Source organism: Bradyrhizobium sp. CCBAU 45389 (genome assembly GCF_028128625.1).
GTDB classification, from domain to species: Bacteria; Pseudomonadota; Alphaproteobacteria; order Rhizobiales; family Xanthobacteraceae; genus Bradyrhizobium; species Bradyrhizobium liaoningense_B.
Genome location: NZ_LBIY01000092.1, coordinates 40014 through 62221, shown reverse-complemented (window position 1 = coordinate 62221; position 22208 = coordinate 40014). Strand labels below are relative to the sequence as shown.

Sequence of the window (22208 nt, the reverse complement as noted above, 5' to 3'; positions counted from 1 at the left end):
GAATAGGGGCCTCCCGCGGGTATTCCGCAACGAAGTAGGCCGAATTTCGACGGTCCTCTCGGGACTTGCTAGGGGGATTTGGCAGCTGTCGCGGCAGCCTCGGCGGCCGTCACGCTGGCCCGTGCGTTCTCCTGGACCATGAACTGGGCCTTGGCCATCTCGGCAAAATGGCCGCCTTTGGCCACGAGTTCATCGAAAGTTCCGGTTTCGATCACGCGTCCATTCTCGAACACCAGGATCCGCGTGGCGTTGCGGATGGTGGAGAGGCGATGGGCGATCACGAAGGTGGTGCGCCCCTTCATCACTTCGTCGAGAGCGGCGTTCACCTTGACCTCGGTGACGGCGTCGAGGGCGGAGGTCGCCTCATCCAGGATCAGGATCGGCGGGTCCTTCAGCAGGGCGCGGGCGATCGAGAGCCGCTGCCGCTCGCCGCCGGAGAGCATGCGGCCGCGCTCGCCGGCATTGGTCGCGAAACCGCCGCTGCGTTCGATGAAGTCGAGCGCCTGCGCGCGCTCGGCAGCCTTGCGCATCTCGGCCTCGGTCGCATCCGGCTTGCCGACGCGCAAGTTTTCCTCGATCGAGCGATTGAACAGCAGCGCTTCCTGGAACACGACGCCGATGTTCCGCCGCAGCGACGTCAGCGTCACGCCGCGGACGTCCATGCCGTCGATCTTGATGAAGCCGGATTGCGGATCGAAGGCGCGATGCAGCAGCGCGATCGCGGTGGATTTGCCGGCGCCGGTCGGACCGACCAGCGCGATGGTCTCGCCGGGCAGCGCGGTGAAGGTGAGGTCGTCGATCGCCGGGCGCTTGCCGTCATAGGAGAAGGTGACGTCGTGGAACTCGACGAGGCCGGAGAGCCTGCCGGCATCGATCGCGTCGGGTCGGTCGTGCACGGCGGGCACGGCGTCCAGCACGTTGAAGAACTCGCGCAGGCGCGGGGCTTCCATGAAGACGTTGTTGATGAAGCTCACGACCTGCTCGAGCTTCTGGATCAGCATCGTCGCAAAGCTCACGAACATCACGATCTCGCCGACCGAGGTCAGCCCCTGGTCGTGCAGCGCGATACCGAGGGTGAAGATCGCGAGCACCGTGATGGTGGTCGAGGCCCGCGTGATGACGGTGACGAGAGCCCACCAGGACAGCACCGGCATCTGCGCGGCCAGCAGATCGTCGGCGACGGAGCGCAGCCCCTTCACCTCGGATTCGACGCGGACGAAACTCTGCACCAGCGCGACGTTGCCGAGCGCGTCGGAGGCGCGCGCGGAGAGCTCGCTGTAGTGCTCCTCGACCTCCATCTGCATGCCGAAGGTCTTGCGCACCACGAAGGTCGTCAGCGCGGTGAAGACGACGCAGAGCACGAACAGCAGGATCGCGAGCCGCCAGTTCAGGTACAGCGACAGCGGCAGCAGCACCACGACCGAGAGGATCGCGGCAAAGTGCTCGCGGAAGAAGCCGAGCCACAGCCGCCACAGCGCGTCCGTGCCGTTGAGCATCACCTTCATCAGCCGGCCCGAATGGGTGCCGGAGTGGAAGGTCAGCGGCAGCTGCAGGATGTGCTCGAAATAGTCGGTCAGCACCGCCTGGCGCTGGCGGTGCGAGAGCCGGTCGGCCTGCAAGGCCACGAGCGCGCTGCAGGCGATGGTGAAGAGCCCGAATGCCACCCACGCGGCGAGGAACGGCCAGGCCGAGTTCGAGCCGGCGACGGTCTTGCCCGAGAGCACGTCGACGATCCGGCCGAACAGCACGGGCTCGGCGAATTGCGAGGCTGCAAGCAGGAGATTGGCGACCGCCAGCAGCCAGCCGAGCCGCGCCTCCTTGCCGAGCAGCTCGAGAACGCGGGAGTAGAGGCGGAGCATGGACATGCGGACTGGCAACTCGGGCAGCTGATGGAGCCCGTATTCTAAGCCGGGATCACCCGCGAGATACAGCGGAAGCTTTCGGTTTTGCTCAATTGATGAGGCGGCTCTCGACGGGCGGCAGGAACCGGTCATCGAAGATATCGCCTGCCGTCGGCCGTTTGCGGAATTTGAAATCCTTGGCGATCTGGTCGATCGAGCGCTCCAGCCGCGCCGGATCGATGCCGCCGAGGCCGTTGCGCCTGACCTCGTCGGTCAGGATGTTGTCGACGAGCACGGTGCGCAGGCGCTCCAGCTCGAGCTCGCGGTCGCCGTCGTCGATGCGGCTTGCAGCCTCGTCCGCCGCACGTGCCGGCTCCTTGACCGTTGCGTTGATGCCGCCGATCAGCGCGCGGACGAAACCCTTCACGGCGTCGGGTTTCGCCGCGGCGAGGGCGGGATTGGCCACCACGGCAAAGCCATAGGCTTCGCAGCCATAATCGGCATAACGCAGCACGACGAGATCGCCGCCGGGTACGCCGCGGTCGCGCAGGTTCACCGCCGACAGATGGCTGAAGCCGGCGACGGCATCGACCTGTCCCGCGGACAGGATCGGCTCGCGCACCGCGGCGCTGATCTTGTGGAATTTCACGCGCGAAGCGTTGATGTTGTTCTGCTGCGCCAGCGCCGGCCACAGCCGCATCGACAGGTCGCCGTCGGCGACGCCGACGGTCTTGCCGTCGAGGTCGGGCAGGAGGTGGATGCCGCGGCTCCTGCGCGCGACGATCGCGTAGGGTGCGCGGTTGAACAGCACGAACACCGCCTTGATCGGCGCCGCATCCTCCTTGTCGCGAAAGCGGATCAGCTCGTTGATGTCGACCAGCGCGAGCTCGCTGTCGCCCTTGGCGACGCGCGTGAGCGCCTCCGGCGATCCGGATGCGGTGTTGAAGGATACGTTGAGATGCTCGGCGCCGAACTTGCCGTCTTTCGCGGCGAGGAAGAATGGCGCCATGCTGGCATCGACGGGACGGTCGAAGGTGAAGTGGATCGCTGTGGAGGGAGCGGCACTCTCGGCCGCCGTGGCATCGCGTGCCGTCAACGCGGCGAGCGAGATAGCAAGGGCCAGCAGGCCGCGAAGGACGATCGTCTTGAATCCTGACATCAACTGCGCCGGTCCCGCATTGTTGTGGTTTGTGACGCTCGCAGCGCCGGCCGGCGACGACCGTGCGCGCGCCAACATGAACGGCGGATGAGCGGCGGTTGCGTCACGATCACGCAACCCCGTTCAGCTTGTGTTGGGGGTGGGGAACCCAACATGGGATGCGGGTGTTTGAGAGACATGAGCCTGTCTCAAGGCACCATTCAAGGTCCCAAGGAGGGTCCAGCACATGTTTGACAGATTTTCGAGCCTTACCGGCCGCAAAGCCGTCCTCGCGACGGCTGCGGTGCTGGCGCTGACCGCGGTCGCTCCGACGGCCTCTTACGCAGGCGGCCGCCACTGGCATGGCGGTGGTGGCGGTGCTGCGGCCGCCGCGGCTTTCGCAGCCATTGGCACCGGTCTCGCCATCGCCGCGACGCGCGATGCGTACGCCTATGACTACGGTCCGGGCTACGGCTATTACGGCGGTCCCGTCTATTACAGTGCCCCGGCCTACGGCCCCTATTACGGCCCGGGCCCGAACTACCAGTATCAGCGCTACGGCGGCACCGCGCCCTCGGAGCTCTGCGGCCAGGGCTACTTCACGAATTGCTACTAGGCTTGCCGGCCCCGTTGGCTACCAAAGGTTGACCAAAACAGGCCGTCGCGCTTGTCGCGCCGGCCTGTTTTTTGCTTTTATTGTCGGGCGTTAACGCGCTCGCCATTGGTTTAGAGTAGTTTTGAGTACCATGAGTGATTCGCTTGAGCGGCTATATCTGGCTGTGCTCGCGGCCAAGGATCTTGATCCGGCAACATCGCGTACGGCCCGGCTGTTTCAGCGCGGCCCCTCCAAAATGGCGAAGAAACTGGCCGAGGAGGCCATCGAAGTCGTCATCGATGCCGTCAATGGCGACACCGACGCCGTGATCCGGGAAAGCGCCGACCTGCTCTACAATCTGACCGTGCTGTGGGCCTCGGCCGGCGTGCGCCCCGAGGATGTCTGGCGCGAGATGACGCGGCGGGAAGACATGCTCGGCATCGCCGAGAAATTGCCGAAATCGACAATGAAGCTGCCCAAAGTTGCGTCACCGCGCATCTCTGCACGGCGGCCAATTGCCGCGCTCGAAGGCCGCAGCGCGCGCAAGCGCCATTAAAAGCTTCGCAAAACTCGCGATGGACAAATCCGTCCCATGGTGCTTCATCGCGGCGCCATGCTGAAACGTATCTACGACTGGTGCATCGACGCCGCCCACAAGCCCTACGCGCTCTGGATCATGGGAGCCGTGAGTTTTGCAGAAAGCTCCTTCTTTCCGGTCCCGCCGGATGTGATGCTGATCCCGATGTCGCTGGCGCGCCCGCAGCGCGCCTGGCTCTATGCCATGGTCTGTACGATCACATCGGTGCTCGGCGGCCTCCTTGGCTACGCCATCGGGGCGCTGCTGTTCGACTCCGTCGGCCACTGGCTGATCCAGGTCTACGGCCTCGGCGACAAGGTCGATGCCTTCCGCGCCTCCTATGCGGAATGGGGCGCGGTGATCATCCTGCTCAAGGGGCTGACGCCGATCCCCTACAAGCTCGTCACCATCACCTCGGGCTTTGCCGGCTATAATCTCATTCTCTTCACCCTGTGCTCGATCGTCGCGCGCGGCGGACGCTTCTTCATCGTGGCGATCCTGCTCAACCGCTACGGCGACTGGATCCGGCACAAGCTCGAGGAGCATCTCGGATTGTGGGTGACGATCGGCGCCGTCGTGCTGGTGCTCGGCTTCGTGGTGGCGGTCAAGCTGATCTAACCTTTGCCGCCGTGCCGGCTTCGGCTACGGTTGCCGTCATGATGGTTCGATCCGGCAATCCGGCCGTGCGGTTCGGGACGCTGATGGCAACAATGGTGTTGATCCTGCTTGGTGCCGGCGGGGCGGGATGGCCGCAATCTCGGCCGCCCTCGCTCGGCCTCCAGGAGCAGGGGCCGCAGGCCGGGCCGCCGCCGTCGACACCGGCTCCATCGGCGCCGCCGGCGGGCGAGGAGAATCCCGGGCTGATCAACGAAATGGGCAAGCTGTTCGACAAGCTGCCCTCGATCCTGCCCCCGATCAAAAGCCCCGGCGAAACCATGAATGACCTGTCGCGGCTGGCCCAGCCCTCGACCATGGTGTCGGGGCGCGTGGTCTGCCCGGTCTCGTCGAACGGCGCGCCCGACTGCAAGCAGGCCGCCGACCAGCTCTGCCAGGGCAAGGGTTACAGGGAAGGCAAGAGCCTCAACGCCGACTCCGCCGAGAAATGCTCGGCCAAGGTTCTCATCCCGGGCAGGCAACGCAAGCCGGACGACTGCCGCACCGACACTTTCGTGACCAGCGCGCTGTGCCAGAACTGACGTGATGGCCTCGCGCGCATGCAACAAGGAGCGCCTATGAGTCGTACGGAGCAGGATTTCCTCGGACAGCGTGAGATCGCCGACGACATCTACTACGGCGTCCAGACCATCCGCGGGAAGGAGAACTTCCACATCACCGGCATTCCCATGAACCAGGAGCCTTACTTCGTGAAGGCGCTTGGTTACGTGAAGAAGGCCGCCGCGATGGCCAACCGCGACCTCGGCGCGATCGACGCCAAGGTGGCGGATGCGATCATCCTCGGCTGCGACCGCGTCATCGCCGGCGACATGATGGACCAGTTCGTCACCGACTTCATCCAGGGCGGCGCCGGCACCTCGACCAACATGAACGCCAACGAGGTGATCGCCAACCTCGCGCTGGAATCGCTCGGTTTCAGCAAGGGCGACTATCAGCACGTCAGCCCCAACGATCACGTCAATTACGGCCAGTCCACCAACGACACCTATCCGACCGCCTTTCGCCTCGCGCTGATCCTGCGGCTCGAGAGCTACATGACGGCGCTGCGGCAGCTCCAGGAGGCCTTCTTCGCCAAGGGCCGCGAGTTCGATCGCGTGCTGAAGATGGGCCGCACGCATCTCCAGGACGCCGTGCCGATGTCGCTCGGCGCCGAATTCCGGGGCTGGGGCACCACGATCGGCGAGGAGGTCGATCGCATCTCGGAAGCACGCGCGCTGCTGCGCGAGATCAATCTCGGCGCCACCGCGATCGGCACCTCCGTCACCGCGGCGGTCGGTTATCCCAAGCTCGCGGTCCGGCATCTGAGCGCGCTGACCGGCGTCGACTTCATCCTTGCCGGCGACCTCGTCGAGGCGACCTCGGACACCGGCGCCTATGTGCAGCTCTCGGGCGTGCTGAAGCGCACCGCGAGCAAGCTGACCAAGATCTGCAACGACATCCGCCTGCTCGCCTCCGGCCCGCGCGCCGGCTTCAACGAGATCAACCTGCCGCAGCTGCAGCCCGGCTCCTCGATCATGCCGGGCAAGGTCAATCCGGTCATTCCTGAGGTGGTCAACCAGACCAGTTTCCTCGTCATCGGCCTCGACACCACCGTGACGCTGGCCGCGAGCGCCGGCCAGCTCCAGCTCAACGTGATGGAGCCGGTGATCTCGTTCGCGCTGTTCTTCTCGATCCGCACCATGGAGCGCGCGGTCAACAGCCTGCGCGAGAACTGCGTCGTCGGCATCACCGCCAACGCAGACCACACCCGCAACATGGTGCTGAATTCGCTCGGCATCGTCACGGTGCTGAAGCCGCTGCTCGGCTACAAGCAATGCGCCGAGATCGCGCGCGAGGGCTACAAGAGCGGCAAGTCGCTGCACCAGATCGTCGTCACCGAGCGCAAGCTGCTGACACAGGAGAAGTGGGACGAGATGTTCTCGTTCGAGCGGCTGATCAACCCGGATTTGATTGGGTAGACGCGGGTCTCTCCCTCGTCATTCCGGGGCGACGCGCAGCGTCGAGCCCGGAATCCCATCGGGCCTCGGCGCAAATAGCGAAATGGATTCCGGGCTCGCGCTTTCGCGCGCCCCGGAATGACGGAAGAGGAATTCCGCTGCTTGGAATTGCGGTAACGGCATCCGCTGCGGCGTCAAAACGCAATACTTGACAGTGGAAAGATTGCCTTGTTGGTATGGCTCCCAACCTTCGTTTGACCGCTAGAAGAGGATCGTTCCGCAATGTCCATGCCTGCCTTGTTCAAGGGACGCCTGTCGATCCCCGTGATCGGCTCGCCGCTCTTCATCATCTCGGTGCCCGATCTCGTGATCGCGCAGTGCAAGGCGGGTGTGGTCGGCTCCTTTCCGGCGCTGAACGCGCGGCCGCCGGAGCTGCTCGACGAATGGCTGGCGCGGATCACCGAAGAGCTCGCGGCCTATGACCGCGCGCATCCCGACAAGCCGTCGGCGCCGTTCGCGGTCAACCAGATCGTGCACAAGTCGAACAACCGGCTCGATCACGACATGCAGCTCTGCGCCAAGTACAAGGTGCCGATGATCATCTCTTCGCTCGGCGCGCGCGAGGAACTGAACCAGGCCGTGCACGGCTGGGGCGGCATCGTCTTCCACGACGTGATCAACCAGAAATTCGCCCACAAGGCGATCGAGAAGGGCGCCGACGGCCTGATCCTGGTCGCGGCCGGCGCCGGCGGTCATGCCGGCACGATCTCGCCGCTGGCCTTCGTCGCCGAGACGCGCAAGTGGTTCGACGGCCCGATCGCGCTGTCGGGCGCCATCGGCAACGGCAAGGCGATCCGCGCCGCGCGCATCCTGGGGGCCGACTTCGCCTATATCGGCTCGGCCTTCATCGCGACCAAGGAAGCCAACGCGGTCGAGAAGTACAAGGAGATGATCGCGGGCTCGACGGCCGACGACATCGTCTATTCGAACCTCTTCACCGGCGTGCACGGCAACTATCTGAAGCCCTCGATCCTCGCCGCCGGCATGGATCCGGAGAATCTGCCGACATCCGATCCCTCCAAGATGAATTTCGGCACCGACGCCTCGGGCGAGCGCGCCAAGCCGAAGGCCTGGAAGGAGATCTGGGGCTCGGGCCAGGGCATCGGCAGCGTCGAGGGCATCGTGCCCGCCGCCGAGCTGATCGCGCGCTTCAAGAAGGAATACGACGAAGCGATCGATCCGCCGCTGTGATCTTCTTTGTCGTCCCGGCCTTCGCCGGGACGACACCGTCTTCTGAACCGCGACTGTGCGCCACGGTGAAAGCATGCCCCCCATCTACCGCGTCGACGGCAACAGCGTCGTCACCAGCCCGGATGCCGCCGGTCCCTGGGACCGGCGCATGCAGCACGGCTCGGCACCGGCGTCGCTGGTGACATGGGCGGCCGAGCGCATCCCGACGCCTGTTGCGATGGACATCGCGCGCGTCACCATCGATCTGATGCGGCCGGTCCCGGTGGCGCCGCTCACGATTGCGACCGAAGTGCTGCGCGAGGGCCGCAAGATCCAGCTCTGCGAGATCAAGCTGCTCGCTGACGGCGTGCAGGTGGTCGGTGCCACCGTGCTCAAGATCAGGCGCCAGGCGCAGCCGCTGCCGGATGAGGTCAAGGAGCTGCCGGTCACGCTACCCTCGCCGGAGGACTCGCTGGTGGAGGACGGTCATGCCGCCACCAGCCCGTTCGTGCGGTCGGTCTCGATGCGGGCCGCGCGCGGCCGCTTCGGCCAGGCCGGTGCCGGTGCGATCTGGTTTCGCGTCGACCATCCGCTGATCGAGGGCCAAGCGATCTCGCAGGCCATGCGCGCCGTGGTCGCCGCCGACTTCTCCAACGGCACTGCCTCGACGCTCGATTTCCGCGCGTGGACCTACATCAACGCCGATCTCACCGTGAGCCTTGCGCGCCAGCCGGTCGGCGAATGGATTTTGCTCGACGGCGACTCCTGGATCGGTCCTGATGGCGCGGGCCTTGCGATGTCGCGTCTTGCCGACCGGCAGGGTTATTTCGGCCGCGCTGTGCAGAGCCTTGTGATCGAGAAGCGGTGAGGGTGATGGCAGGCGACATGGCCACGCCAGGAGCCGATTGAACGGCAGACTTCCGCCGCCGCGGAAGGGATGCTCGGCATCCTGCCAGTTCACAAACCGTAGAAGATCTTGATCTCCCACAGCACCACGATGATAGCCGTGATCAACGTGACCGCGGCGACTGCACTTTCCAGGGAAGCGACTCTCATTCTACTCTCCGCTTCCCAGCCCCATCAGCGGTCTAGGTGATTCCCTGATTCGTCGGCAATTGTGCGGGCATCGCCGCCGCATATTCCGTTGCGCGCTGTGGTGCCGGGGCCACAACGACACCGTAGAAGTCCGGGGTATTTACCCCACCATACGGTCCCGTCCGCTCCAGAACCCCGCACGCAATACCTTCTTGTCGACCTTGCCGACGCCGGTCATCGGCAGCTGCTTGACGAACTGAATCTGCTTGGGCGCATGCGCCGAGCCTTTTCGCGTCTTCACGAGGTTGATCAGCTCGTCCGGATCGGGCTTTGCGCCCTCGCGCGGCACGACGACGGCGGTAACGGCTTCGCCCCATTTCTCGTCGGGGATACCGACGACCGCGACCATCGCCACGTCCGCATGCTGCGACAGCACATCCTCGACCTCGCGCGGGAAGATGTTGAAGCCGCCGGACACGATCATGTCCTTCTTGCGGTCGAGGATGAACATGTAGCCGCGCTCATCCTTGCGCGCGATGTCGCCGGTGTGGACCCAGCCGTTCTTCAGCGTCTCGGCGGTGATGTCGGGGCGCTTCCAGTATTCCGCCATCGCATGCGGGGCGCGCACGCAGATTTCGCCGGCGTCGCCCGTCGCCACCTCCTGGTCGTCGTCGTCGAGGAGCTTGACCTCGCAGGCCGCGATCGGGAAGCCGCAGGACAGGAACAGCTCGGGCGTCCTCGGATCGTGATCGGCCTTACGCAGCACCGAGATCGGATAGCATTCGGTCTGCCCGTAGAGCTGCGAGAATACCGGGCCGATGCGCTCGATGCCTTCGACCAGCCGGCTCGGCGACATCGCCGAGGCGCCGTACAGCACGAGCTCGAGCGAGGACAAATCGGTCCTGCCCAGCGCAGGATGGTCGAGCAGCACATAGATCATGGTGGGCACGAACAGCGTGAAGTTGATGCGCTCGCGCGCGATCGTCGCCAGCACGGCCTCGGGATCGAAACCTTTCAGCATGTGCACGGTGCCGCCGCGCATCAGGGTCGGCAGCACCTTCGTGCCGGCGACATGGCTGATCGGCGCGACCGTCAGATAGCGCGCACCCTCCGGAATTTCGAAGTCGGCGAGGATCGCGGCGGCCGCTCCGGCATTTTCGCGGTGGTAGCGCAGCGCGCCCTTGGATTTACCGGTCGTGCCGCCGGTGTAGTTCAGCGTGGAAAGGTCGTCGGGGCCGGCGAGGCAATGCGCGCTGCTGTGGCCTTCGATCTCGATCGCCTGCAACAGGTCGACGCCATAGTCGGCCGGCCCCATGGTGAAGACCGCCTTGAGCCGGCCCGCGCTCGCGGCGAGCTCGCCGCCGCGATCGCGGAAGGCGGCCGCATCGACCACGAGCACCTCGGCCTCGGAATCCTCCAGCTGGAACAGCTGGTCTCCTCGCGATCCCAAAGGATGCAGCCAGGTGATGCAGAGCCGCGACAATTGCGCGGCGACGCCGGCGCACCAGGTGTCGGCGCGGTTCGCGGTGAGGAAGGCGACGCGCGCGCCGGGCTGCAAGCCAAGCCGCATGAACACGCCCTGGATGCGTCCGATCAGGTCGATCGTGCCGCGGTAGCTCAGCGATCCGCCGGGCCAGGCGAAAGCAGTGCGGTCGGGATAGCGTGACAGTGCCCGTAGCGTCTGCGCACAAGTCGGGGACGATGCGTGGAGCGGATCGGGCATATGTTTCCTCGTTGCTTTGTGATCGGCCTCTAGCGTGCCAATGTTGGCCGCAACGCTAGCACAGGGAATGCGGGAGGAAACGACAAAGCCCGCGTGAGGGAGGCATGCGTGACGTTAGATCGACTGCAACGTTTCGGCGATCGTCTCGCCCTGCCGCTGATCGCGGCGCCGATGTTTCTGGTGTCGGGCGTCGAGCTCATGGTCGCGGCCTGCCGGAGCGGCGTGATCGGCAGCTTCCCGACTGCGAATTGCCGCAGCACGGAACAGCTCGACGCATGGCTCACTGAGATCGAAGCGCGGCTGCTGCAGCATGAACAACAGGCCGGCCGCAAGGCAGCGCCGCTGTGCCCGAACCTGATCGTGCACCGCTCCAATGTTCGGCTGGAGCAGGATCTCGCGGTGCTGCTGCGGCACAAGCCTGAGATCGTCATCACCTCGGTCGGCTCGCCGTCGCCGGTGTTGAGGCCGCTGCACGACGCCGGCGCGCTGGTGTTCGCGGACGTTGCCTCGATCCGCCACGCCGAGCGCGCAGCGGAAGCGGGCGCCGATGGGCTCGTGCTGCTCACCGCGGGCGCGGGCGGACAGACCGGCTGGCTCAATCCGTTCGCCTTCGTCCGCGCGGTCAGTGCGTTCTATGACGGCATCATCGTGCTGGCGGGTGGCATCAGCGACGGACGCGCGCTGCATGCGGCCGAGGTGCTCGGCTGCGATCTCGGCTATATGGGCACGAAGTTCATCGCGACGCGCGAAAGCATGGCGGATGATCGTTACAAGCGAATGCTGGTCGAGAGCAGCGCCGACGACATCCTGCTTACCACCGCGTTCACGGGCCTCCAGACCAGCATGCTGAAGCCGTCGATCGTCGCTGCGGGTCTCGATCCCGACGACCTACCGGCACGTGGCGCGATCGACATCGCTGAGGATATCGACGTCACCGCGCGCGAGAACCGGCCCAAGCGCTGGCGCGACATCTGGAGCGGCGGGCACTCGACGTCGGGCGTGACTGACGTGCTCGCCGTCGATGAACTTGTCGCGCGGACCATCGCGGAATATCGCGAGGCAGGCGGGCGGTAGGCGATCCTCTCCCTCTCCCCGCAAGAACAGAGACGCATCGGTCACAGTTAATCCCGCATACCTCCGGGCCGGCCCACTTAACTGCGGATTAACCAAGCCCCGCCAAGAATCCCTCTCAAGGCCGCCAATCAGGACCGAGAGGGACAGGCGATGGACTTCGATTATCTCAACACCAAGACGGCGGCATCGTTGGACGAGATCCGCGTCCGCGTCGCCCATGCGCTGGCCCGTCACCCGCTGTGCCGCAACGTGCGCTTCGACATCGTCAGCGTCCCCCGCACCCGCCGTGGCGGCAACTGGACGGTCACGCTGCAATCGGTCGAGCCGCGCGCCGTGTGGGAGGCCTCCGAGATCGTCGCCGACATCCAGGACGCCTATGATCTGGCGGCAGCTGCCTGATTTTCTTGGGTTTTTCGGCGATGTCGCCGCAGTCCGCGCGATTGCCGCCGCGATGGCACGGTTAGGCCTTAATTATCGCCCAGTTTCCGGGCAGTGATCACGTGGACTTGAAGTTGTGGGCGCGGAGGGACGTTTGTCCAAAGCCATCACCATTGTTGTGCTGACCTGTTTCCTGGTCCTTGGCGCCGCCACCACCGCCATCCTCGGCCGGGACAGCGTGCCCAGCGTCAGTGCCGAGATGATCACCGAAGCCCCGCCCGCGAAGCCGCTCACGACCAACCGCGCCGCCAAGGCCGATCGACTGGTTCCGACGCTCGCTTTGGCCTCGGCCGCGATCGAGCCGGTTCAGGTGCCCGCCGACAAGCTCGCGCAGGCGCCTGTCCTGACCGAGCCGCTGCGCCAGGCCTTTGCCGCCGCGACGCCGTCCGATTTCCCGATGCCGAAAGCAAATGCGCATGATGCGCCTGCTGCGGCGGACGTTCCCGCCGTCGAGGTCCCGGCCAAGCCGAAAGTCGTCGCCAAGCCGCAGCCGCAGAAATCCTATTCGCTGCTCTCCGACGTTCAGATTTCGGGCATCAAGGATCGCCTGAAGCTGTCGTCGTCGCAGGAATATTACTGGCCTTCGGTCGAGACCGCGCTGCGCAACGTCGCGCGCAGGATCCAGGCGAACAAGCTGTCGAATCCGAATGCGCCGCCCAGCGCGCAGATCGATCCGAATTGCGACGAGGTTCAGCAGTTGAAGTCGGCCGCGATGCCGCTGCTGTTCCAGTTGCGCGACGACCAGAAGGAAGAAGTGCGCAAGCTCGCCCGCCTCATCGGGCTCGAGAAGGTCGCGCAGCAGATCTGATACGCGCGGTTTCCTATTTGGGGAACCGTAGCCATCAGGAACATCTGGCAATCCCCACGCGTTGCCCGCCCCAAAGAGGGAGTGGATCAATGCGCGCCTCGACAGCCTATTTCGTCGGTGCCGGAACGATTGTTGTCGCTATTGCCATAGGCCTCGGCGGCGGCATCGTCGCCGGCAACATCATGAATCCGATCGCGCCCAAGCAAGGGCCGGATACCAGCAAGATGGCGCAGCGCGCGGAAGCCGCCAGCGCCTCAGCCCAGACCAATGCGCCGTCGGAGCGCGTGCAATATCTCACGGGATCGCAGGCCTTCGGCACGATCATCGCCGCGCCGGCGCAGGCCGAAGCAAAGCCTGAAACCGTAAGGCCCGACACGCAGACCACTCAGGCGAACGCTGAACCAGCAGCGCCGCAGCCTTCGCAAGCGGCCGTCGTTGAGCCGCCGAAGCCGGCACCGGCGACGTCTGCGAAGCCTGCCGAGCAGCAGGCTTCGACGACCCAATCCTCCTCTTCCGATAACGCCTATGCAAAGGCCAGGGATTCCGACCTGAGGCGCGCCGCGTCCGAACGGCGGCGAGCCGAACGCCGCGAGCGCTGGGCGGAACGTCACCGCTACGACTCCCGCGAGCCGCGCGGCATGCGCGATCGCACCGATTGGGACGACGTGGCGCGCAATATCCGCGAAGATTCCGATGCGCGCGACTATGCAAGCCGGCCGCGCAGCGGTGTTCCGCAGATCAGGCTGTTCGGGCCTGACGACGACTAGCGCCTAAAGCGCGATGAGATTTGGATGAAGCGTCATCGCGCTTTAGGTTGCTGTTTGCGCATGATCTTTCCGGAAAACCGCTTCGCACTTTTCCGGATCATGCTTTAGCCGAGGATCGCGGCCGCCGCGCATTCGGCAATCAGGATCGTCGGCGTCTGGATGTTGCCTGAGATCATGATCGGGATCACCGAGGCATCGGCCACATGCAGGCCGTCGAGACCGCGCACCTGCAACCGTTTCGGATCGACGACCGCCAGATCGTCCGTGCCCATGCGGCAGGTCGAGGCGGCATGATAGAGCGTCGTGCAATGGCCGCGGATGTAGTCGGCGATCTCGGCGTCGCTGACCGCTTCCGCGCTCGGCGTGATCTCCCCCTCGATCATCTCCTTCAGCGGCGATTGCGCCGCGATGCGGCGGTTGATGCGCACGCCTTCGATCATGGTCGCGATGTCGCTGCCGCTCGCATCCGATGCGAAATAGCCGGGGTCGATCGCGGGATGTTCGATCGGATCGGCCGAGCGCAGCGTGATCCGGCCGCGGCTGTTCGGCCGCTGCAACGTCGCATGCAGGGTGATGCCGGATTTCGACGACAGGAAGCGGACGTAGTCGCGGTGCGGGCTGATCGCGCCATAGAGCTGCAGGTCGGGCTCGACGTCGGGGCGGCTTCGCACATGCGCGCCGGCGGCGACCCAGGGCGACGTGCGCGGGCCGCTGCGGCGGGTTTCCCACTCGGCAAGGCTTGCGGCGAGACTCTCCTCCGTCCAGGCGCCGACACCGATCTTCTCTTTCGTATAGAAGGTGATGGGAATGTTGATGTGATCCTGGAGATCACGGCCGACGCCGGGCAGATCATGCAGCACGCTCACGCCGGCCGCCTTCAATTCGTCGGCCGGACCGACGCCTGAGAGCAGCAGTTGCTGCGCCGACCCGATGGCGCCGGAGGCGAGCACCACTTCGCTGGTGGCGAAGGCGCTCTTGGGCTGCCCATTCTCGAGATATTCGACGCCGATCGCGCGGGAGCGCTCGATGATGATGCGGGTGACCCGCACGCCTGTCTTCAGCGTGAGATTGGCCCGCGCCAGCGCCGGGCGCAAATAGGCCTTGCCGGTGCCGAAACGTTCGCCGTCCTTGATGACGAACTGGAAGAAGCCTGCCCCTTCCTGGGTGGCGCCGTTGAAGTCGGGATTGTGCGGAAGCCCCGCACCTAGCGCTGCCTCCAGCCATTTCAGCTCGTTAGGATCGACATGGGGAACGTCGGCGACGTGCAGGGGACCACGCGTGCCGTGGAAGGGATCGTCGGTGAAGCGCGCATTGCTCTCGAAGGCGATGAATTTCGGCAGAACGTGGCGCCAGGCCCAGCCTGCGCAGCCCGCCTTTTCCCAGCCGTCGTAGTCGGACGGCAGGCCACGGATATAGATCATCGCATTCATCGCGCCGGAGCCGCCGATCATCTTGCCGCGCGGCCAGAAGATGCGCCGTCCGCGGCAGCCCGCTTGCGGCTCGGTGTAATAGCCCCAGTCGACCGATGTGTTGAACATCGTCGGCCAGTCCGAGGGAATGTCGGAAGCGAGCGGCGCCGCCCGGCCGGCTTCCAGCACCAGAACCTTGCGATGCGGATCGGCTGACAGCCGGTTGGCCAGCACACAGCCGGCCGAGCCGGCGCCTACGATGATGGTGTCGTACATTGAAGAGCACTCCGAAGACATTCACGTCGCGGAGTGCTTGCAAGATTTGTGCTTTGGGAGAGGTCGTAGTTTGCTCACCCTCCCCTCCAGGGGAGGGTAAGAAACGCCGCGTCTAGCCTCCGTGCGACTCGACGACCTTGCGGCAGCCGTCGGAAAGCTTCGACTTGTTCTCGCGCAGGCAGGCGTTCATCTGCGGCGGCTTGCCGATGTGCTCGGCGCAGAACTTGCTGGCGTCGCTGCGGCAGGCCATCTGCTCCTGTGGCGTCGGGCCGGATTGCGCTGCGGCGGGCAGGGCGGTGGCGGCGAGCAGCAGCGCGGCAAGAGCTGAAATCTTCATAAAGCACCTCTTTGGGATTGTCGGTGGTCCCGTTCGGGATCAAGCGGGCCGGACCATCTCGCGAAGGGCGGGTCGCGGTCCATGCCATGTTCATGGCATCGGCGCGTCGCCTCCGCCGCCGCACCCCCATCTTCATGGCATGTATCGGCGCGCCGTCTTTTGCCATTCACGCTGCACGTCGGCTGCGAGACCCGGTGAATTGCATCGGGCGCCGAACGGGAAGCAGGAGAGCAAGATGTCGAAAAGAGCGGGAGCGCTGAGCGCCGGGCTGACGGTCATGGTGCTGGCGGGTGCGGCGATGGTGTCGCTGGGCACGAGCCCGGCGCAGGCCGTGGTCTATTGCAAGACCGTCGGCGTGCCCAAGGGCTGCGTGGTGCGGCCGACGGCGGCGGTTGTGGTTGCACCGGTCGCCCCGGTTGCGGCGGCTGCGGTCGCGACACCCGGCGTCGGTGCGCCCGGCGTTGGTGTCCGTGCCGGCACGCCGATGAATCGCGGCGGTCCGGTCAATCGCGTCGGCGTCCGCTGAGCTTTTCTTCACCTCTCCCCGCAAGCGGGGAGAGGGAGAAGAGTTTCGGGCAAAGGAGCCCAGCGGACGAACCCCCCGTCCTCCGCAGGCAAAAAACTCCGGCCCGTTCCCTCTCTCCGCGCGTCCCACACGTTCGGGGAGGGGGCTTTTCAGCCACCGGCGGCGTCGCTGTCGGGAAAGATTTGCGGCAATTGCAGCCGCACCCGTGTGCCCGAGGCGTCCGAGCCGAGATCGAGCGCCGCGCCACAGCGAGCGGCGCGGCTTCTCATGTTGCGTAAGCCCGGTGCGGTCTGGCTCGCGCCGGCGGTCTCGCCGCCGGTCTGCGCAAATCCACAACCGTCGTCGCTCACGCTGATCACGCCATATGGTCCCTGTCCTCCGTCGAGCGTCTCGATGGTCACCGCGATGTTGCGGGCCTGCGCGTGCTTGACGGCATTGGTCACGGCCTCGTCGAGGATGCGCACGATCTGGATCACGTGCCATGGTCGCAGCTCCGGATGCAGCGGCAGCCCCTGTGGCGTCGCCACGCGCCAGTCGAGCGCAATGTCGTGCGGCCGCAACTGCGCCGTCGCGCGCTCGCGCCAGGAGCCGAGCGCAAGCATGAGATCGCCGCCGATGTCGTCCATGGAGTCGATGACGAGGCGCAGATCCTTCAGCGCTGCGCGCGCGGCGTCCGTGATGGTCGCGCCCTCCTGGCCGCGCTCGGAGAGCGCGACGATGCTGACGAGCTGGCCGCCGAGGCCGTCATGGAGGTCGCGCATCAGCCTTGTGCGCTCGTTGGCGAGCGCGGCCGCGCGGGCGCGCTCCTCCTCGCGGGCAAAGCTCGCCTTCAGCCGCTCCTCGGCCTCGCGCACGCGCGTCACGAGCTGCCCGGCAAAGCTGTCGACCTGGTTCAGCGCGCGGGCGAAGCGCCAGGTTAGCCCGGCGCCGATCGCGACCAGCATCGCCGAATAGGACAGGCGCGAGACGAAGATGCGTTCGTTGGTCACGATCTCGAACACCGACAGCATGTCGTGGACCCAGCAGGTCAGCACGATGGTCACCGCGCAGCCGATCGTGAAGCTCGCCGCGTCCTGCCGCCGCACCACCGCGGTCGCGGTCACGCAGGCCATGAGGAATAGCGAGATCCCCACGGTGGGGATGCCGAGCACGAGAAAGAGAATGCGCGGCAGCGGCGGGCCGGCGATCAGCCCGACCACGAAGATGATGAGGCCCGGAGCGAACAGCAACGTGCCGTAACGCGGCCAGCGCCAGCCGAAGAACAGCACGCCGAACATGACGATCAGCGCGCTCTCGGTCGGCGCCGATGCCAGCAGGACCGCGGCCAGGCGTGGCGTGAGCGCCGGAGGGACCGGCGGCGGCACGAAGGCCTGCACGACGCCGAGCACCATCGCCACGGCCAGCACGCCGTAAACAGGCTCGTGCCGCCGCATCAGCCACATGATCGCGAGGATAACGGCGAGGATCGACTGCCACGCGGAGAACACCACCTGCAACGTCACGAACAGCAGCGTGCGGGTTTCAAAGGCCGGGCGCAGGGCCGCGTCGGGCCCGACATAGACGGTGTCGAGGAAACCCTTCAACGGACCCCATACGAACAGCCGCACCGTGATCTCATTGCTGCCGTCGCGCAGCAAGGAAGCCGGGATCAGCGCGATCTGCGGCGTGTTGCGGTCCGGCCGGTTGGCGTTGGCGTCGCGGCGGGAGTCGAGCACGACGACGCCGTTGACGGCGACCTCCACCGCGTTGCTGAAGCGTGGCAGGAACACCGACCATCCCGCCGCGGCGTCGTCACGTCGGAACGTGAAGGCACCGGTATAGAGCGGCGGATCGGCCAGCGAATAGCGCGACGATGTGAAATGCGGCAAGATGACCGGGCGGCTCGCGCCGTCCTCGCGCAGCGAAAACCCGCTGATCGCGAAATCATCGGGGTCGCTGGGCTGGAGCAGCCGCAGCCCGAGGATGGTGGCGATCACGATCAGCGCCTGGAGCAGCAGATAGGGCACGAGACGCGACACGATCAGCCGGCGCCGCGGGCGTGTCGGTGCCTTCGCCGCGATCTCGCTCACAGCTTGATCAGGCCCTGCTGCACCGCCTCGAATACCGCTTCGCCGCGCGTGTGCACCTCGAGCTTGCGATAGATGTTCTTGATGTGCCCGGGCACGGTCTGCCTGGACAGGCCGAGATGGCTCGCGATCTCGGCGTAGCTGAAGCCCTTTGCGATGCCCCAGAGGATGTCGATTTCGCGCGGCGTCAGCTTTGCCGTGTTGAGCACGGGACCCGGCGACGGCTCGGCCGAGCTCTGCGCGGCACCTTGCGTCCGCCGCACGATGAACCGGGCGATCGAGGCCGAGATCGGGGAGTGGCCGGCGACCAGATCGCGCACGGTGGTGGCGATATCGGTGGGGAAGGCGTCCTTGAGCAGGTAGCCGGTGGCGCCGACCGTGATCGCCGAGATCACGCTCTCCTCGTCGCCGAGCGCCGAGATCACCATGATCTCGGTGTCGGGAAAGCGCCGCCGGATCTCGCGGATCAGTTCGACGCCATGGCCATCGGGAAGCCTGAGGTCGGTGAGCAGCACGCGCGGGGCCGCTTCGGTCAGCGCCGAGCGGGCCTCTGCCAGCGTGCCGGCGCTGCGCACCTCGTAGCCGGCCTTGACCAGCGCGTCCTGGAGCCGCCAGCAGGTCGGCGCATCGTCCTCGACGAGGAGGATGGTGATGGCCTCACCCGTCTCGCCCTGTTCGCTCATGTTCATGGTCCCGCACCACGTGTCCCCCGCGGCGCGAGGCCAAGCTTAGCCGCAGCGCGGAAGGTGCGACACCCATAATCATGGGGGCGCGATGTCTTCCTTCCGCTCCGTCGTGGACGGCGCCTACTGCTTTGCCGCAGTCGATGGTGTCGGCGGCGCGGGCAGGCGCTGTACCGTGATCCGCGCCGTGCCGCTGTTGTTCTTGTAGTATTGTTCGTCCGGCCCGAAATAGTCGGCATATTTTGACGGAGCCAGCCATCTCAGGAAGCCCGGGACGATCTGCACGGCGTCGTTGACGTAGAAGAACAGCTCGCCGGAATCAGGTGCGGTGAATTCGGCCACCATCCGGTCTGCAAGTTTCTGCGTGTCCCAGACCTTGCGCGCCGTCTCGTCTGGGGGAAGCGCATCGAATGTGCCCATCTTGGCGATATCGGCCTTGAGTTTCGTCAGCTTCGTCGCATCGTCCGTGCTCGATTCCTCAGCGTTTTCGAGGCGGACGGGATATCTGTTCTTCGGCTCATCCTCCGCCTTTTCCGCGGGAAGGGTCGGGTCAATGCGGCGCGGCAGCTCATCTGCCGACATCACGTTCACGGCCTGCAGCGGCTGATCGTTCAGGCCCTTCTCGCCGACGCGTACGACCGGCCGGAACCAGTCCGCGCCGAGCAGTCGCCGGGCCGGGAGGGCGACGTAGTGGTGGTTTTCGTAGGTCTGGAATCCGTTGACCCCGGTCGTGATCGTGCGGTCGAACCAGCGTTGGTCGATATCGATCCAGACCCGGTATTTGCGGCCCTTCTCCACGGCGAGCCTGCTTGCCCAGCAGAACTGGTTGACGTTGAACAGCTCGGTCGCGGGAAGCGCGTCGTCGCCCACCGGCCTCGCCGGCGGAATGTTCGTCGCGACGTTCACTCCCTTTTTCTTCGCCGCTGCGGCTTTTGTTTCCGGGCTCTCGCAAACCTGCCCGGTCGCGACGCGCCAGGTGAAGAAGCTGCTCGAGGCGATCAGCAGGGCCGCGCCGTAGATGGCGACGATGGAGACGATGGGAAAGATGATCTTGGTGAATGGAAAGCTCATCCATTGTGCATTTCGCTGCATCAAGCCGCCGAACCTGAACAACGGACTCATCCGGCTGAGGTTTTTTGCGCTCGCCTTGCGCTCGGGCCGGTACCAGGCGAGCCGCGCGCGCTCCTGGATGCCGTCACGCAGCGAGGCGTTGATCTTCCAGACCCACCACGTGACGAGCACGACGAGTGAGGTCGCGAGAGGATAATAGAGTGCGATATTGAGCCATGGCCCTGCATAAGAGGGCAACACGTTCTTGAGCAGGTTCGCGACGGAGCCGAGCACAGCGCTGAAACCCCAGTCGATGTCGCTGACGGAATCGCGCAGGCTCTTGCTGAATGTATCTATGATCATGTGGGCGATCCACGGCCAGACGGCGATGACGCCCGTCATGATCAGGAGCGCGAAATAGGCCACGCGTCGCCACCACACCGCGCCGCGCGCGAGATTCGCCATGTCCGCGTCTGGTGCTTTCATCCCGAAGAAGGCGTCGGATTCCTCCTTGCTTATCGGGCCCTTCGCCTTCTTCACATAGGCGTCATGCATGGCCTGATGCGAGCCGCCATTGGTGAGCTCCCTGATGCTTCCGTCGGGCATCAGCACCCGCGCGTTTGCGGGTAGCATGATCGGCGCATAATCGTCGCATCCGAACAGCATTCGTTCGACCACGGCGAAGTGAACCACCGGTGTGCCGCCGTTCACATCGCCTTCGAGGATCGGCCGCGGACCATAGCGGTAAAGCACGGCGGCGCCGCTGCGTGAATCGTGCTTTGGCCCGATCGCCGATTGATACTCGCGGAAACGCTCGATCGTGCCCTCCTGGAAGCGCAATTGGCCACCGAGCTGCTCGGTCATCCAGACCAGCGGAACGAAGGAGAGGGTGGATTCTGGATAACCGCCGCCAATGTCGGAATGGACGCCCGCGAACCACACCTCCTTGACGGTCTGGTCAGTCGCGAGACGGCTCTGGTCGATCCGCAGCGGATGAAAGGTGGTGCGCTCGTCGTCGAGCGCGAGCGCGTGACAGATGTGCTTCGCCTTATGGGAGGGCCGGTGATTGCGGAACGAAATCGGCCAGATTGCCCAGTCGATCGCGACGCGCAGCTCCTCGATCGGGACGCCGAAAGCCTCGACCGTGTCGAACAGGCCAAGAAATTCGATCGTGACGTTCTTGCGACCGGCCATGGCGTTGCGGACCGTGCGATAGGAGCGGTGCCGACAGACGAAATGGTAGATGATGAGCAGCAAGTCGCGAATCCAGCGCGTGATCCAGATCGTCGGCAGGCTCCAATAGCCCACCGATTCCTTGCGGTATTCCCGCCATGCGGACATGGCGTTGCGCTCCATCTCGGCATGCGAGACCGGCTCGCCTTTGATCTCCGCCGGCACCAGGCCTTGGCTTGCAATCAGTGACGCCAGCGTGCGCGCGGTGAAGGCGCCGCGGCTGAAGCCGAATATGTAGATCTCGTCGCCCTCGCGCCAATTCCAGCACAGGAAGCGATAGAGCTTGCGGACGTTGGAGGGCACGCCGAAGCCGGTGGCGCCGTCGAGGGCTGCGAGCGGCGCCCAGCCGGCGGTGCCTACGCCCTTGATGTAGTGGGAGATCTGGTCCGGCTGGGTGTGATCGAGCGCCTCGTAGAGACGCCAGACACTGGATTCTTGGGTCGTGAACGCGTTGCCCGTACCGTCGGCGAACAGCACCAGCTTGCGCTTTGCCGGGGCGGCGTCGGCCGTCCCGCCGGCATTGATGTCGCGATGTGGGTGTTCCGGTCGGGCAGTATCAATGTTCGGCGCGCCATGTGACATGGGGCTTCTCCGGCGATTTCGCGGGAAAGCACCTCAGGCCCGGCCGGGTTGCATTCCCTTGATTCAATCAATGGTTGCGTCATGAAATCAGATGTATTCTGCACACAATCCCGCTGAGGTAGCAAGCGGGGACGTTTCGACGCGCCGCGGTCGGGCTCGTGGAATGTCGTCGCGGCCAGCTTCAGTTTCAGCGAACAGGGAAGCGGTG

At 65.4% G+C, this 22208-nt stretch carries 20 protein-coding genes; 12 read left to right on the top strand and 8 right to left on the bottom strand.

Translation table 11 applies throughout. The annotated features are described in order from the left end of the window. Positions 1–68 precede the first annotated feature (68 nt). Positions 69–1865, bottom strand: a complete 1797-nt coding sequence (locus tag XH79_RS22750) for a glucan ABC transporter ATP-binding protein/ permease (RefSeq protein WP_271583001.1) — start codon at positions 1863–1865, stop codon at positions 69–71. An 85-nt stretch (positions 1866–1950) separates the two neighbouring features. Then, a complete protein-coding gene (locus XH79_RS22745; RefSeq protein ID WP_271583000.1) occupies positions 1951–3000 on the bottom strand; it encodes an ABC transporter substrate-binding protein in 1050 nt (349 codons plus the stop codon). A gap of 226 nt (positions 3001–3226) precedes the next feature. On the opposite strand from XH79_RS22745, the gene XH79_RS22740 reads away from it, so the two are divergent. The 7 genes from XH79_RS22740 (at position 3227) to XH79_RS22710 (ending at position 8861) form a co-directional block, all read left to right on the top strand. Beyond that, a complete protein-coding gene (locus XH79_RS22740; protein ID WP_211411694.1) occupies positions 3227–3595 on the top strand; it encodes a hypothetical protein in 369 nt (122 codons plus the stop codon). Positions 3596–3725: 130 nt separating this feature from the next. Beyond that, positions 3726–4130 (top strand): phosphoribosyl-ATP diphosphatase, encoded by a 405-nt coding sequence (gene hisE, locus XH79_RS22735; protein ID WP_212341169.1) that lies wholly within the window; start codon positions 3726–3728, stop codon positions 4128–4130. Between the two features lie 36 nt (positions 4131–4166). After that, a complete protein-coding gene (locus tag XH79_RS22730; protein ID WP_212341167.1) occupies positions 4167–4769 on the top strand; it encodes a YqaA family protein in 603 nt (200 codons plus the stop codon). Positions 4770–4807: 38 nt separating this feature from the next. After that, positions 4808–5347, top strand: a complete 540-nt coding sequence (locus XH79_RS22725) for a hypothetical protein (RefSeq protein ID WP_212341166.1) — start codon at positions 4808–4810, stop codon at positions 5345–5347. Between the two features lie 36 nt (positions 5348–5383). Continuing rightward, positions 5384–6784 carry an aspartate ammonia-lyase gene (locus XH79_RS22720; protein WP_271582999.1) on the top strand — a complete coding sequence of 467 codons (1401 nt, stop codon included), beginning with the start codon at positions 5384–5386 and terminating at the stop codon, positions 6782–6784. A 261-nt stretch (positions 6785–7045) separates the two neighbouring features. Further along, on the top strand, positions 7046–8014 hold the full coding sequence (locus tag XH79_RS22715; RefSeq protein ID WP_212341164.1) for an NAD(P)H-dependent flavin oxidoreductase: 969 nt from the start codon (positions 7046–7048) through the stop codon (positions 8012–8014). A 73-nt stretch (positions 8015–8087) separates the two neighbouring features. Further along, the gene (locus tag XH79_RS22710) at positions 8088–8861 is read left to right on the top strand and encodes a thioesterase family protein (RefSeq protein ID WP_212341163.1); all 774 of its coding nucleotides are present in this window, start codon (positions 8088–8090) and stop codon (positions 8859–8861) included. A gap of 327 nt (positions 8862–9188) precedes the next feature. Here the strand turns inward: XH79_RS22710 and XH79_RS22705 are convergent, their stop codons facing one another. Then, positions 9189–10751: an AMP-binding protein gene (locus tag XH79_RS22705; protein ID WP_212341162.1), complete on the bottom strand. Its 1563-nt coding sequence runs from the start codon at positions 10749–10751 to the stop codon at positions 9189–9191. A gap of 108 nt (positions 10752–10859) precedes the next feature. Between XH79_RS22705 and XH79_RS22700 the strand changes: the two genes are divergently transcribed. The 4 genes from XH79_RS22700 (at position 10860) to XH79_RS22685 (ending at position 13838) form a co-directional block, all read left to right on the top strand. Then, positions 10860–11825 (top strand): NAD(P)H-dependent flavin oxidoreductase, encoded by a 966-nt coding sequence (locus tag XH79_RS22700; protein WP_271582998.1) that lies wholly within the window; start codon positions 10860–10862, stop codon positions 11823–11825. Positions 11826–11975: 150 nt separating this feature from the next. Then, positions 11976–12224, top strand: a complete 249-nt coding sequence (locus XH79_RS22695; protein WP_130363391.1) for a hypothetical protein — start codon at positions 11976–11978, stop codon at positions 12222–12224. A 133-nt stretch (positions 12225–12357) separates the two neighbouring features. Continuing rightward, positions 12358–13071: a hypothetical protein gene (locus XH79_RS22690; protein ID WP_271582997.1), complete on the top strand. Its 714-nt coding sequence runs from the start codon at positions 12358–12360 to the stop codon at positions 13069–13071. Between the two features lie 89 nt (positions 13072–13160). Next, the gene (locus XH79_RS22685) at positions 13161–13838 is read left to right on the top strand and encodes a hypothetical protein (RefSeq protein WP_271582996.1); all 678 of its coding nucleotides are present in this window, start codon (positions 13161–13163) and stop codon (positions 13836–13838) included. A 104-nt stretch (positions 13839–13942) separates the two neighbouring features. On the opposite strand, the gene XH79_RS22680 is transcribed toward XH79_RS22685, so the two are convergent. Both XH79_RS22680 and XH79_RS22675 read right to left on the bottom strand, forming a co-directional pair. After that, positions 13943–15523: a GMC family oxidoreductase gene (locus tag XH79_RS22680; protein ID WP_271582995.1), complete on the bottom strand. Its 1581-nt coding sequence runs from the start codon at positions 15521–15523 to the stop codon at positions 13943–13945. A 112-nt stretch (positions 15524–15635) separates the two neighbouring features. Continuing rightward, a complete protein-coding gene (locus XH79_RS22675) occupies positions 15636–15860 on the bottom strand; it encodes a cysteine rich repeat-containing protein (RefSeq protein ID WP_212341155.1) in 225 nt (74 codons plus the stop codon). Between the two features lie 235 nt (positions 15861–16095). Here XH79_RS22675 and XH79_RS22670 point away from each other — a divergent pair, with 235 nt between their 5' ends. Then, positions 16096–16386, top strand: coding sequence for a hypothetical protein (locus tag XH79_RS22670; RefSeq protein WP_212341154.1), 291 nt, complete (start codon positions 16096–16098; stop codon positions 16384–16386). Between the two features lie 149 nt (positions 16387–16535). Here the strand turns inward: XH79_RS22670 and XH79_RS22665 are convergent, their stop codons facing one another. From XH79_RS22665 to XH79_RS22655, 3 genes are all read right to left on the bottom strand, one after another. Then, on the bottom strand, positions 16536–18455 hold the full coding sequence (locus tag XH79_RS22665; protein WP_271582994.1) for a sensor histidine kinase: 1920 nt from the start codon (positions 18453–18455) through the stop codon (positions 16536–16538). Next, on the bottom strand, positions 18452–19135 hold the full coding sequence (locus XH79_RS22660) for a response regulator (RefSeq protein WP_271582993.1): 684 nt from the start codon (positions 19133–19135) through the stop codon (positions 18452–18454). Before XH79_RS22660 ends, XH79_RS22665 begins: the two co-directional genes overlap by 4 nt. A 123-nt stretch (positions 19136–19258) precedes the next feature. Continuing rightward, on the bottom strand, positions 19259–22000 hold the full coding sequence (locus XH79_RS22655; protein WP_271582992.1) for a DUF2235 domain-containing protein: 2742 nt from the start codon (positions 21998–22000) through the stop codon (positions 19259–19261). Positions 22001–22208 lie beyond the last annotated feature (208 nt).

What these genes read in the sequence shown, in the direction of transcription:
- XH79_RS22750 (WP_271583001.1), bottom strand. Translation starts at nt 1,865, where the DNA reads ATGTCCATGCTCCGCCTCTACTCCCGCGTTCTCGAGCTGCTCGGCAAG.
- XH79_RS22745 (WP_271583000.1), bottom strand. Translation starts at nt 3,000, where the DNA reads ATGTCAGGATTCAAGACGATCGTCCTTCGCGGCCTGCTGGCCCTTGCT.
- XH79_RS22740 (WP_211411694.1), top strand. Translation starts at nt 3,227, where the DNA reads ATGTTTGACAGATTTTCGAGCCTTACCGGCCGCAAAGCCGTCCTCGCG.
- hisE (WP_212341169.1), top strand. Translation starts at nt 3,726, where the DNA reads ATGAGTGATTCGCTTGAGCGGCTATATCTGGCTGTGCTCGCGGCCAAG.
- XH79_RS22730 (WP_212341167.1), top strand. Translation starts at nt 4,167, where the DNA reads ATGGTGCTTCATCGCGGCGCCATGCTGAAACGTATCTACGACTGGTGC.
- XH79_RS22725 (WP_212341166.1), top strand. Translation starts at nt 4,808, where the DNA reads ATGATGGTTCGATCCGGCAATCCGGCCGTGCGGTTCGGGACGCTGATG.
- XH79_RS22720 (WP_271582999.1), top strand. Translation starts at nt 5,384, where the DNA reads ATGAGTCGTACGGAGCAGGATTTCCTCGGACAGCGTGAGATCGCCGAC.
- XH79_RS22715 (WP_212341164.1), top strand. Translation starts at nt 7,046, where the DNA reads ATGTCCATGCCTGCCTTGTTCAAGGGACGCCTGTCGATCCCCGTGATC.
- XH79_RS22710 (WP_212341163.1), top strand. Translation starts at nt 8,088, where the DNA reads ATGCCCCCCATCTACCGCGTCGACGGCAACAGCGTCGTCACCAGCCCG.
- XH79_RS22705 (WP_212341162.1), bottom strand. Translation starts at nt 10,751, where the DNA reads ATGCCCGATCCGCTCCACGCATCGTCCCCGACTTGTGCGCAGACGCTA.
- XH79_RS22695 (WP_130363391.1), top strand. Translation starts at nt 11,976, where the DNA reads ATGGACTTCGATTATCTCAACACCAAGACGGCGGCATCGTTGGACGAG.
- XH79_RS22685 (WP_271582996.1), top strand. Translation starts at nt 13,161, where the DNA reads ATGCGCGCCTCGACAGCCTATTTCGTCGGTGCCGGAACGATTGTTGTC.
- XH79_RS22680 (WP_271582995.1), bottom strand. Translation starts at nt 15,523, where the DNA reads ATGTACGACACCATCATCGTAGGCGCCGGCTCGGCCGGCTGTGTGCTG.
- XH79_RS22675 (WP_212341155.1), bottom strand. Translation starts at nt 15,860, where the DNA reads ATGAAGATTTCAGCTCTTGCCGCGCTGCTGCTCGCCGCCACCGCCCTG.
- XH79_RS22670 (WP_212341154.1), top strand. Translation starts at nt 16,096, where the DNA reads ATGTCGAAAAGAGCGGGAGCGCTGAGCGCCGGGCTGACGGTCATGGTG.
- XH79_RS22660 (WP_271582993.1), bottom strand. Translation starts at nt 19,135, where the DNA reads ATGAGCGAACAGGGCGAGACGGGTGAGGCCATCACCATCCTCCTCGTC.
- XH79_RS22655 (WP_271582992.1), bottom strand. Translation starts at nt 22,000, where the DNA reads ATGTCACATGGCGCGCCGAACATTGATACTGCCCGACCGGAACACCCA.